The sequence below is a fragment of the Streptococcus infantis genome (assembly GCF_047464155.1).
GTDB lineage: Bacteria > Bacillota > Bacilli > Lactobacillales > Streptococcaceae > Streptococcus > Streptococcus infantis_U.
Genome location: NZ_JASHCL010000002.1, coordinates 118,734 through 129,535 on the forward strand (window position 1 = coordinate 118,734; position 10,802 = coordinate 129,535).

The 10,802-nt window shown below is 39.3% G+C and carries 13 protein-coding genes and 1 pseudogene; 6 read left to right on the forward strand and 8 right to left on the reverse strand.

All coding sequences use genetic code 11. The features are described from left to right. Position 1 precedes the first annotated feature (1 nt). Genes QM810_RS04840 through nrdR form a run of 4 tightly spaced genes read right to left on the reverse strand, consistent with a single transcriptional unit; the run spans position 2 to position 3,252 of the window. Positions 2-715 (reverse strand): NADPH-dependent oxidoreductase, encoded by a 714-nt coding sequence (locus QM810_RS04840; protein WP_414254036.1) that lies wholly within the window; start codon positions 713-715, stop codon positions 2-4. After that, the gene (gene dnaI, locus QM810_RS04845; protein ID WP_414254037.1) at positions 712-1,608 is read right to left on the reverse strand and encodes a primosomal protein DnaI; all 897 of its coding nucleotides are present in this window, start codon (positions 1,606-1,608) and stop codon (positions 712-714) included. The genes QM810_RS04840 and dnaI overlap by 4 nt, the downstream gene beginning before the upstream one ends. Continuing rightward, positions 1,609-2,778, reverse strand: a complete 1,170-nt coding sequence (locus QM810_RS04850) for a DNA helicase (protein ID WP_414254038.1) — start codon at positions 2,776-2,778, stop codon at positions 1,609-1,611. After that, the gene (nrdR, locus tag QM810_RS04855; RefSeq protein WP_004250782.1) at positions 2,779-3,252 is read right to left on the reverse strand and encodes a transcriptional regulator NrdR; all 474 of its coding nucleotides are present in this window, start codon (positions 3,250-3,252) and stop codon (positions 2,779-2,781) included. 142 nt (positions 3,253-3,394) lie between these two features. Between nrdR and QM810_RS04860 the strand changes: the two genes are divergently transcribed. The 3 genes from QM810_RS04860 to QM810_RS04870 are packed head-to-tail and all read left to right on the forward strand — an operon-like array spanning position 3,395 to position 5,206. Next, the gene (locus tag QM810_RS04860; RefSeq protein WP_006149409.1) at positions 3,395-3,760 is read left to right on the forward strand and encodes a GntR family transcriptional regulator; all 366 of its coding nucleotides are present in this window, start codon (positions 3,395-3,397) and stop codon (positions 3,758-3,760) included. A 3-nt stretch (positions 3,761-3,763) separates the two neighbouring features. Next, entirely contained in the window at positions 3,764-4,459 is a 696-nt protein-coding gene (locus QM810_RS04865) for an ABC transporter ATP-binding protein (protein ID WP_263394366.1), read from the forward strand. 15 nt (positions 4,460-4,474) lie between these two features. Further along, on the forward strand, positions 4,475-5,206 hold the full coding sequence (locus QM810_RS04870) for a hypothetical protein (RefSeq protein ID WP_414254039.1): 732 nt from the start codon (positions 4,475-4,477) through the stop codon (positions 5,204-5,206). 82 nt (positions 5,207-5,288) lie between these two features. Here QM810_RS04870 and QM810_RS04875 read toward each other — a convergent pair whose 3' ends face one another. After that, on the reverse strand, positions 5,289-5,984 hold the full coding sequence (locus QM810_RS04875; protein ID WP_414254040.1) for an LrgB family protein: 696 nt from the start codon (positions 5,982-5,984) through the stop codon (positions 5,289-5,291). Continuing rightward, positions 5,981-6,355 (reverse strand): CidA/LrgA family protein, encoded by a 375-nt coding sequence (locus QM810_RS04880; protein WP_235083450.1) that lies wholly within the window; start codon positions 6,353-6,355, stop codon positions 5,981-5,983. The genes QM810_RS04875 and QM810_RS04880 overlap by 4 nt, the downstream gene beginning before the upstream one ends. A gap of 181 nt (positions 6,356-6,536) precedes the next feature. Here QM810_RS04880 and QM810_RS04885 point away from each other — a divergent pair, with 181 nt between their 5' ends. The 3 genes from QM810_RS04885 to trxA all read left to right on the forward strand — a co-directional run bounded on the left by QM810_RS04885 (position 6,537) and on the right by trxA (position 7,562). Next, a complete protein-coding gene (locus QM810_RS04885) occupies positions 6,537-6,917 on the forward strand; it encodes a MarR family winged helix-turn-helix transcriptional regulator (protein WP_414254041.1) in 381 nt (126 codons plus the stop codon). 94 nt (positions 6,918-7,011) lie between these two features. After that, positions 7,012-7,233: a DUF4649 family protein gene (locus QM810_RS04890; RefSeq protein ID WP_006150880.1), complete on the forward strand. Its 222-nt coding sequence runs from the start codon at positions 7,012-7,014 to the stop codon at positions 7,231-7,233. Between the two features lie 14 nt (positions 7,234-7,247). Beyond that, the gene (gene trxA, locus QM810_RS04895) at positions 7,248-7,562 is read left to right on the forward strand and encodes a thioredoxin (protein WP_001029584.1); all 315 of its coding nucleotides are present in this window, start codon (positions 7,248-7,250) and stop codon (positions 7,560-7,562) included. 90 nt (positions 7,563-7,652) lie between these two features. Here the strand turns inward: trxA and QM810_RS04900 are convergent, their stop codons facing one another. Both QM810_RS04900 and QM810_RS04905 read right to left on the reverse strand, forming a co-directional pair. Beyond that, entirely contained in the window at positions 7,653-8,321 is a 669-nt protein-coding gene (locus tag QM810_RS04900; protein ID WP_254726711.1) for an MIP/aquaporin family protein, read from the reverse strand. A gap of 275 nt (positions 8,322-8,596) precedes the next feature. Next, positions 8,597-8,899: pseudogene (locus QM810_RS04905) on the reverse strand (choline-binding protein C); the annotation flags it as partial. Between the last annotated feature and the right edge of the window lie 1,903 nt (positions 8,900-10,802).

Sequence of the window (10,802 nt, forward strand, 5' to 3'; positions counted from 1 at the left end):
TCTATAATAAGTTCTTTTGTTCAAGATTTTCTCTAGTTGAGCTTGGTTCAGGCTGACCGAATTGCTCTGCAAGACGTTGACTCCAAGTGGTAGTCGCACGAGCTCCTGCATATTCGGTCTGCACACGGTCATAGGCTTCAATAGCCTCAGCTGTTTGTTCTTGGTATTCTTCCTCAAAAACAACATTCTCTAGTGGCAATCTTGGTTTTACATCATGTTTTTGGTTCGGCACACCAAGTGCAATCCCAAAAACTGGGTAGGTATAGTCAGGAAGTTTGAACAATTCTGCCAATTCAACAGATTTGTAACGCACCAAACCGATGATTACTCCACCATAGCCAAGGCTTTCTGCCGCAAGCAAGGTATTCTGTCCAGCCAAGGCTGCATCTACTGAAGTAATGAGGAGTCCTTCCACCCCTTGAGGTTGGAAAGTATCGGTATGGAGACGAGCCCCTTTTTCTGCACGGTTTAAATCTCCTACAAAGAGGAGGAAGGCGGCAGACTGACGAATCGCTTCCTGAGGAACCAGCTCAAAAAGAGCATCTTTCTTTTCTTGACTTCTGACTAGAATCACAGAATAAGATTGGAAATTTTTCCAAGAAGAAGCCATTTGGGCAGCTGTTAAAATCTCATTCAAGTCCTCTTGTGGAATCTCTTCTTCCTTAAATCTGCGCACTGATGAGTGGCTTTGCATTAATTTAATCGTTTCTGTCATCGACGATTTTCTCCTTCTAATCTTGTTTCCTCTGCTAAATAACGAATACGCTCCATGACACGTCTGGCTTCCCAAGTTTCATCGTTTCCGTTCTTGCCTTTTGCAAAATGTTTTTCCAAATCTTCAAAATTGAAGTTGGAAGTAAAAAAGGTTGGTAAATCTTCTTGCATACGATACTGAAGAATGACTTGCAAGACTTCATCACGGACCCAAGGCGTTGATTGCTCCGCACCAATATCATCCAAAATCAAGACTTCAGCTTGCTTGATTTCATCCACCAAATTCTTGACATTCCCATCTCCGATAGCATTTTTGACATCAATGACAAAACTAGGATAGTGAAGAAGGGTTGATGAAACTCCACGTTTTTCTGACAAATCATGGGCTAGGGCAGCTACCATAAAGCTCTTCCCAACACCAAAGTCTCCATAGAGATAGAGACCTTTACGGTTGTCTGGATAATCATTAACAAATTTAATCATTCTATTTAGAACAGTTAAACGCGCAACATCATCACGATAAACATCTAAAAAGCTGACATTTTTCAAACTAGATGGCAAATTGATTAAGTTTAGACGTTTCTTAATAGCCGCTTCCTTCTCAGCTGCGATTAGTTCCGGAGTTTCCTCATAAGATACATCTGCGTAACCATGATTCATAACCAAGATAGGCTTATAACCACGCGCAACATAGTCGGTATCTCCGCGAAGGAACTTATCACGTTCGGTGATGTATTGATTAAACTTAGAGATACTACGATTTAATTCCTCTTGACTGAGAGATTCCTTCTGGATAAAAGCCGCAATATCTGGATCTTTTACAATCTGCTGGACCAAGTCCTGGTATTGAAAACGACTAGGATGACCTTTAAGTACATCTCCTACACTTTCCATCTATTCCCCTCCATTATCTAATTTTGCTAACAATTCTAGAGTTTGGCGTTCCATTTCTTCCAACTCCTCAGCTGATGACGTATTTTTATATTCTGGATTACTCCATTTTGGGACATTACTTTTAGTTTGGCTTGTTTTCGCTGATTTTTGTTCTTGCCCCTTTTGATTCTTCTCTCTGATTCGAAGTACAGCTTCTTCAGCAGTTCTGATCTTGTTATAAGAGTAATCATTAGCCACTTTCATGGCATATTTTTCATTGAGGTTGGCAGAATCAACCTTGTTGAAGGTCAAGAGGATAACAACATTGATAACTTCATCAAGCAAGCCCAAGTCTGCCATCTGTTTTAACAAATCGCGTTCAGCTTGGATAATTCCTGCATTTCGTGTTTGTTTGATTCCCGCTAAAAACTGCAGGGCAGTTTTGCTTTTAGCTTCCCTGATAATAGTCGCTTCTTGGGGACTGAAGTCCGACGAAACAGATTTTTGCGCTGATTTTTCACGCATACGCTTAACAGAGATAACTTGAGAAACAGCTGTTGATTTGGCCAATTGATAAGTCTCAAACCAAGTCCATTTTTTCTCGTCAGCAATTTTAAATAGCTCCAAGACATCAGACTGTTCATCTTGGAAACGGAGATTATCTCTCGCCATGAGCTGACGAAAATGCTCCAAATCAAAATCATTTTTAAAATCAGCTTTTACTGGTGTCTCATCATGACTAGCCAATTCTTCTATCTCTGGAAAGGCCTGACTCAAAGGAACGGCCAAAGGCTCTCCATCTGCCTGCTCTTGGCGCAAATCAGAAACTGCTGGTTCACCGATTTTTTTCTCCAATAAGGTACGATAAACCGTATGACGCAAGAAATCTGAGCCAGAAAGCGTTGGATGAATAGCAAGTTCATAGACGTCACCCTTTTGATAGAGGGTAATCAGGTTGAAGGCTGATAAGATTTTAAAGGCTTTTAAAAGCCTGTCCATCCCAAAATTGAGATGGTTGAGAATAGCTGCAAACAGGTGTTCTTTTTGTCCATCATCCCAAAAAGCTAAGGTATAAAGGTAAAGACTCAGCGCATCCTGACCGATAATCGGGAGGTAGCACTGCACCAAAGTTGTGGGATCTTGCGACACCCGATTATTCTTTAGAAAAGAAAAACGATCATTAGGCTTCATTTATTTTTCCTTTTTCTTCTTTGAAGATTGCGTAATTTGTTTGAGAAGATTTTCGAGCTCACTCACGTCCTTAAAGCTACGATAGACACTAGCGAAACGAACATATGTGATTTCGTCGAGTTCAGCTAACTCTTCCATGACGAGCGAACCAATATCTTCGCTCTGAATTTCATTATCATTGCGACTGAGGAGTTTTTGTTCGATACGATTGACTACCATGCCAATCTCATCACTAGACACCGGACGTTTTTGAGCCGAACGAATAATCCCGTTAAAGATTTTATCTCTGGAGAACTGCTCCCGTGTACCATCCTTCTTGACCACAACCAGCGTTCTCTCTTCTACACGTTCATAGGTCGTAAAACGATGCTGACATTCTTCACACTCACGTCTTCTTCTAATCGTATTTCCTTCTTCAGCCTGACGGCTATCGATAACACTTGATTTAGTAGCGCCACATTTTGGACAACGCATGCCTTCCCCTCCTTGTCGTTTTCTTTTCATTATATCATTTTTTAAGCAATTCCCAAAATAATTCTCCTTTTAGCTTGACAAGTTTTTTGTTTAGTTGTATTATTTAAGTGATACAAAAAGAAATTGTAGAAAGGAGACTGTGATGTCCTGGACATTTGATAACAACAAACCCATTTATTTGCAGATAATGGATAAGATCAAACTGCAAATCGTTTCCCATAAACTAGAACCCAACCAACAACTGCCAACTGTCAGAGAACTGGCTAGCGAGGCTGGCGTCAATCCTAATACCATCCAACGTGCCCTATCAGATCTAGAAAGAGAAGGCTTCGTATACACCAAGCGGACTGCAGGTCGTTTTGTCACCGAGGACTTGGACCTAATCCTCCAATCCCGTAAGCAACTATCTGAAGAACAACTGCAGCAATTTGTAACAGGCATGGTAGAATTTGGCTATGAAAAAGAAGAACTACCAACTGTTTTGAGAGATTATATTGAAGGAGTTTAGACTATGACCTTGTTAACATTTGAAAATGTTTCAAAATTCTATGGAGCAAGCCCTGCTCTTCAAAATGTTTCCCTTGAAATCCCAGCCGGAAAGATTGTTGGACTCCTTGGCCCAAACGGTTCTGGAAAGACAACCTTGATTAAACTAATCAATGGCTTGTTACAACCTGATGGTGGGCGCATTCTTATCAACGATATGGAACCAAGCCCAGCAACTAAGGCTATCGTTTCTTATCTACCTGATACGACCTATCTCAACGAACAGATGAAAGTCAAAGAAGCTCTTACCTTTTTCAAGACCTTCTATAAAGATTTCAATCTCGAACGTGCTCAAGGTCTTCTTCGTGACCTTGGTATCGATGAGAATAGCCGTTTCAAGAAACTCTCAAAAGGGAATAAAGAAAAAGTTCAGTTAATCCTTGTCATGAGTCGTGATGCTCGTCTATACGTCCTTGACGAACCAATCGGTGGTGTCGATCCTGCAGCTCGTGACTACATCTTGAACACCATCATCAACAACTACTCTCCAACTTCGACTGTCTTGATTTCAACTCACTTGATTTCAGACATCGAACCAATCTTGGATGAGATTGTCTTCCTCAAGGATGGAAAAGTTGTCCGTCAAGGAAATGTGGATGATATTCGCTACGAATCAGGAGAGTCTATCGACCAGCTCTTCCGTCACGAATTCAAAGCCTAGTTAAAGGAGATTCTTATGTTTTGGAATTTAGTTCGTTATGAATTTAAAAATGTCAATAAATGGTTTTTAGCCCTCTATGCTGCTGTACTATCCCTATCTGTCATCATAGGAATTCAGGGCAGCACCCTCACTAGTACCTATTATCAAGACAAGGGTGTTGTCATGTTAGTATTTCTATCTCTGGTTTTTGGGGGTCTGCTTATTACTTTGAGTATCTCAACCTTGATTTTGATTATTCAACGATTTAAGGGAAGCGTTTACGATCGTCGTGGCTATTTAACTCTCACCCTGCCAGTATCTGAACACCAGATCCTCTCCGCTAAACTTCTTGGAGCCTTTGTTTGGTCTTTGGCAAGTACAGTGGTTTTCCTTTTTAGTCTTTACATCATCATGTCCATGATTCAACCAGACGTCTTAATATCCAACGTTGCCGATTTTATTCTCAAAAATTATCAAGATGATTTCTGGTTAGCCTTGATTTCCTATATCGTTAACACTCTTGCAAGTATCCTTTGTATCTACTTTTCTATCTCTATCGGTCAACTCTTTAATGAATACCGTACAGCTCTTGCGGTTGTCGCCTACATCGCTATCCAAATAGTCCTTGGTTTTATCACCCTAAATCTTCGCATCGATTTCGACTACAATTGGGTATTATCCTTTGAAATTTTCAAGGACTTAATCCTTAGCGTCGGCTTCTATCTCGGCACCTACTATATCTTAAAGAATAAAGTTAACCTTCAATAATCAATAACCCCCTAGCAAAAAAATTTGCTGGGGGTGTTTTATTCTTAATTAAACAGATAAAAGGCCAAGAAATACTTGACCTTTAACTCAATATTAAACCAGCTACGATGGGACTGATAAAGACATACAGCAGACCTGTGACACCGATTGCCAAACCAGCCATGGCACCAGCGACTGATCCGTAACGGAAGGCTGTCCCAGTTCCAACCGCATGACCTGTTCCTCCCAGGGCCAGTCCAACAGCTACTGGGTCGTCTATTTTTAGCCATTTCAAAAGTGTTGGTCCAATAACGCTAGTCAGAATGCCAGTTGCTACCACAACTACCAAAGTGATCGTCGCTATCCCTTGTAGCTTATCCGTAATTCCAACTGCCATGGCCGTCGTTACAGACTTTGGGAAAAGTGAAATCGCCAAGAAGAAATCCATACCGAAAAATTTTGCAACTAAAGCTGTAAAAATGGTATTCACAATGACTGCTAAAAAACTCCCAAGTAAAATACTTCTAACATGGTGTTTCATGAGGTGAAAACTCTTATAAAGAGGAATTCCTAAAGCTACTGTTGAGGGAACAATCAAGTTATTGAGGTAGACCCCACCTTGATAATAGGCAGCGTAAGAAATACCCGTAAATTTCAGAAATGCTATGATAAACAAGGTTGCTAGCAGTAAAGGAGTTGTCAGAGGATGAGGGTAGCGTCTAAAGATAATCATCCCTCCTAGATAAGCTAGGATTGACAAGGCTATCCCAAAAAGTGGATTGGATACAAATTCGCTCATTTGGCACCTCTTTCTTCGTAATCACCTTCATAACGCTTTTTGATAAACTGAACGACCAGCGCAATCAAGATAATATTGATGACTGCCGCAAAAAAGACAATCAAGACAATGGGCAATAAATAGGGAGCAATCACATCAAATTTCTCCATAATCCCAACTGCAGGAGGCAAAAATAGAATAGTCATATTAGCCAGGAGAAAATTCCCAACCATGTTGACATGACGTACCCGCAACCACTTGAACTGCAGGGCTAAAAATAAAATAATCAAACCAATGATGCTTCCAGGGATAGGCAAATGGAAAAGAACGGAAATTCCCTCACCAATCAGCGAAATGACAAAGAGAATCATTAACTGAACATATAACTTCATCGTATACTCCACAAATAGACTTTCTGCATACCAGTTTACTCTTTTTTCAGAAAATTTCAAGGAAATACACAAGAAACATCCTTCTTGCTATCTCATGGAAAAAGTTGTATACTAATTGCGTGCGCAAGCATCTTAGATGTATAAAGCTATTTACAACTATTATATAGGAAAGGAGATTGACGTGACTTACTTAGATAAATGGTTTGACTTCAACCGCCGACAAGTAGAATTAGAAGCTATTTTAGAGCAAACGATCGCTGAGCAAAGCGAACAAAATCTAACGCTCAAAGAATTCTACCTCTTGCACTTTTTAAATCAGGCTCAAGAAAAATCTTTGAGACAGATTGACTTGCCAGATAAACTTCATCTGAGCCCTAGCGCTGTATCACGGATGGTGGCACGCCTAGAAGCCAAAAACTGTGCTTTACTTAGTCGGAGATGTTGTGACCAGGACAAGCGAGCTAGTTTTATCTGCCTCACTAGTGAGGGCCAGACGACTCTTGCTTATCTACAAAAAGCAGTCGAAGAAAGTCTTGAAACAAAAGCAGACTGGTTGTTCTAAATTTTTCAAAAAAACTTGCGTGCGCAATCAATTTTCTTGACATTCCTTTTTCCAAGGAGTAAAATGAAGACATGATTTAGCAAAGGAGAATCCTATGATTGAAATCACTTATCTGGATGCCAGCAAGCAAGAGAGAACCATGACCTTTGAGTCATACGAAGAATTTGAACGTTCTCAACACGCCTGCCTGATTGGTGTCGCCGACTATTACCCTGTCCAAAAACTAACCTACAATGGTCATGTTCTGGACTACCATGGGACTTATGGGGATGTTTTCTTCTATCTCATGAAACAAGATTTAAGCCAATATAACTAAAAAGGAGAAATACTATGGCAAAAGCAATTACAGATGCAACATTTGAACAAGAAACAAAAGACGGATTGGTCTTGGTAGACTTCTGGGCAACTTGGTGTGGTCCATGTCGTATGCAAGGTCCAATCTTGGACAAATTATCTGAAGAACTTTCAGAAGATGTCTTGAAAATCGTTAAAATGGACGTTGATGAAAACCCAAATACAGCTCGTTCATTTGGTATCATGTCTATCCCTACTCTACTCTTCAAGAAAGATGGCCAAGTTGTCAAACAAGTTGCAGGTGTCCACACTGCAGAACAAATCAAAGCAATCGTTGCTGAATTGAGTTAATTATAAAATCCCCCACCTCTTATCGTGGGGGATTTTAATATATAAAAAAACCTACTCTTCAATGTGAAGAGTAGGTTTTTAGAGTTTCAATTATTCTTCAGTTCCAAGGAAGTTTTTAGCAACAAGGGCTGCAAGAACTCCACCAACGATTGGGGCAAGGATGAAAATCCAAACTTGTTGAAGGGCTGCGCCACCTACCAATACAGCAGGAGCCAAGCTACGAGCTGGGTTTACTGAAAGTCCAGTGATGTTCAATCCAACAAGAATCAAAGCAGTCAATGACAAACCGATCACCAAACCAGCGATTGCGCCATTTCCTTTGCTTGCTGAAGTCACAGTCATGATAACCAAAACAAACAAGAATGTTGCAATTGTTTCAAACAAGAAACCACCAAAGACAGTTACTCCGTTTGCCAAGGCATTTTCACCAAGACTTGCAGTTGACATACCTGAATTCGCTAAGAGGAAGAATACAGAAGCAGATGCAAGGAAAGCACCAACTACTTGACCAAGGATGTAGTTTACAAGCTCTGAAGATGACAAACGTTTGTTCACAAACATAGCGATAGAAACAGCTGGGTTCAAGTGAGCACCTGAAACAGTTCCGATTGAGAAGGCTGCGACTACGATTGCTAAACCAAAAGCAAGAGCAATTCCAAGGTGTCCAAGTCCTTCAACACCATTTCCAAAAACAACCGCTCCTGTTCCGATGAACACAAGCATAAAAGTACCGATTAATTCAGCAACAAATTTTTTCATGATAAGTCTCCTTTTTTCAAACTATGTATTAGTCTATCAGAAGAAGGAAAGGGTTTCAAGAAATGTGCTTGGAAATACAGGGGAAAGTTTTTCTTATAAACACTTTTAAAAGAGAGCGCAATTCATCTGATACAGTTTCCCCAAATTATGTACTTTTATTTTTTTATTATAAAAACTTATGGAGTCATTTGAAAATCTACACCTCTTAAATAGTCAAACAATATTAGACAGAATGATAGTGTTTTAACTCCATTCTTCAAATAGTCAAGAATTCCCTATCTAATCCACTCGCCATTGTAATTAACTCGATATCCATCAGGTGTGGTTGTACTGATTGCTAAGGCACCTGAACCATATGCATAGTACCATTTCCCTGAGACAGTAAACCAACCTGTTTGCATTGCTCCCGAAGAATTGAGGTAATACCATGATCCACCTGTTTTTACCCAGCCTGTTTGCATCCATCCTGAACTGTCAAAATAATACCATGTACTGTCGATTAGTTCCCAACCATTAGTTGTATAAGAACCATTGTTGTGTCTGTACCACCAACGGCCGGAGGATTGAACCCAACTTCCTTTCGAAGCCGCTTTTTGTTTTAACAATAAATACTGTTTATATGCTTCAGATACTTTCGTATATTCTTTCTTCGCAGCATCTTTTTTAGCTTTTGCATTTTTTAGTTTAACATTTGCATTTTCAAGTACTTTTTTAGATTCAGCAACCTTTTGTTTAGCTCTAATCAATTGTTTTTTAGCATCGTCGAGTTTTCTTGGAGCATTTTTGAGGTCAATGACATCTTGTTGCACCTTTGACAAATCCTTCTTAGCAGTCACTAATGACTGTTCCGCATTCTTACTAGCATGAGATTTATTATTTTTGATTGCTTTCAATCGATTTAGTTCAGTCTCTTGTTTCAAAAACTCAGTTTTAGCAGCATTCAGTAATTTTTGTTGTTTACTCAATTCTGCTTGTGCTGATTTCAAAACGTTTAACTTAGCTTCATTTTGTTTTGTCAAATCCACAAGACGTTTTTTAGATTTGTCTAGTTCTTTTTTATCTTTATCTAAAGTCGTTTTAGCAATGGTAAGGTTATTGTTTAGAGACGATAGTTTTTCATTTGCCACAGTCTCTTCATTTCTTTGTTTTCGATTAAAATTATCTAAAGCTTCTTTCGCTTTAGTATAGGCTGGATTTTTAGGATGTGTGATTTCATTCCAAACATAACGGAAGGTTATTTTCGGTAAGAATTTTACTCGTTTCCCATTAAAGTAAAATTCGCTATAATCTGGATTACTATCTTTATTTTCTGCTTCTGCTAAAAAATAACTACTATACCCTTTAGCTCCAGAAGGAAGTATTCCATAAACACTTTTATCTTCACTTATAAATGTTAACACTCCATAATTTCCATAGCTTGTTTTTTCGCTAGAGGATGCTCCTATAGCCATTCCTGTCCCAGAAGCTGCTAGCAATGGAATTCTATGACCATAGTTAAATGTATTTGCTTCTTTAGGATCTGACGAGCCATATGCTGAGGCATTGTTGTAGTCATTAAAGTAGCTTAAAACCTCTTTATAAGCAAGTTCTTTTTCACTTAACAGGCTCTTTTCTGGAACGGAACCAGCTGTAGCGTTTTCTGTTGCGTCCTTAAAACCAAAATCTTGATTTTTTAATTTTGTATCGTGTGATAGTTTATCATTTGCCACCATTTCATCGGCCCTAGCTTTTCCATATCTCAAAGCCTTGTCAGTCACAGGTGGCACTGGAATATCAATGCCGTTGATTCTACGTAACTCGATTAAGTAGTTACGAACATATTCAGAAACTTTCTTATAATCAACTACATGAGGGGTGTGGATATAATCCTTAGATTTTACTACAATTGTTTCAGTTCTTTCACCACTAAAATTAACATCTTCGTTCGCAGCAACATAAAGGGTCTTTCCATCTCTTCCTACAAAAGTTTTTTCCTCAAGTGGAGGAGTCTTGGAATCACTCTCGCTAACAGAATTTGATTGAATCTCGTGAGGGACCGTAACTGTTAAAAACTCATTCCCAGCTGATTTTAAATTCTTTTCAAGAGTAGAACGGTTCTTATTTCCTCTTTCTACAAGTGCTTTTCTTTCTTGTTGTGCTTTTGAGAACTCACTAGTTAAAGAACTCACTTTAGCCTGGTCAGCTTTCACCTTCGCATCCAATTTCCCAGCAGTTTGTTGGACCTCACGTAATGTATTCCAATCAAAAGAATTCTCTGCTACCCTTACTTTGTCTTGTGCCTTTTTTACGTCTACTGCTCTTTGATCAACCTGAGTTTTTGCCTTATTAACAACTGTTTGTTGGTTCTCGACACTTGTCTGAGCTTGTTTCTCACCTTGTTTTGCTCCAGCCAAATTTTCTTCGGCTTTCTTGACAGTTACTTGTTTTGCGGCAAGATCCTTTTCTGCATTTTTAATTTTCTCAGGTGTAGCTTGCTTAGCA

Coding starts and splice junctions, on each gene's coding strand:
- QM810_RS04840 (WP_414254036.1), bottom strand. CDS start 715: ATGACAGAAACGATTAAATTAATGCAAAGCCACTCATCAGTGCGCAGA.
- dnaI (WP_414254037.1), bottom strand. CDS start 1,608: ATGGAAAGTGTAGGAGATGTACTTAAAGGTCATCCTAGTCGTTTTCAA.
- QM810_RS04850 (WP_414254038.1), bottom strand. CDS start 2,778: ATGAAGCCTAATGATCGTTTTTCTTTTCTAAAGAATAATCGGGTGTCG.
- nrdR (WP_004250782.1), bottom strand. CDS start 3,252: ATGCGTTGTCCAAAATGTGGCGCTACTAAATCAAGTGTTATCGATAGC.
- QM810_RS04860 (WP_006149409.1), top strand. CDS start 3,395: ATGTCCTGGACATTTGATAACAACAAACCCATTTATTTGCAGATAATG.
- QM810_RS04865 (WP_263394366.1), top strand. CDS start 3,764: ATGACCTTGTTAACATTTGAAAATGTTTCAAAATTCTATGGAGCAAGC.
- QM810_RS04870 (WP_414254039.1), top strand. CDS start 4,475: ATGTTTTGGAATTTAGTTCGTTATGAATTTAAAAATGTCAATAAATGG.
- QM810_RS04875 (WP_414254040.1), bottom strand. CDS start 5,984: ATGAGCGAATTTGTATCCAATCCACTTTTTGGGATAGCCTTGTCAATC.
- QM810_RS04880 (WP_235083450.1), bottom strand. CDS start 6,355: ATGAAGTTATATGTTCAGTTAATGATTCTCTTTGTCATTTCGCTGATT.
- QM810_RS04890 (WP_006150880.1), top strand. CDS start 7,012: ATGATTGAAATCACTTATCTGGATGCCAGCAAGCAAGAGAGAACCATG.
- trxA (WP_001029584.1), top strand. CDS start 7,248: ATGGCAAAAGCAATTACAGATGCAACATTTGAACAAGAAACAAAAGAC.
- QM810_RS04900 (WP_254726711.1), bottom strand. CDS start 8,321: ATGAAAAAATTTGTTGCTGAATTAATCGGTACTTTTATGCTTGTGTTC.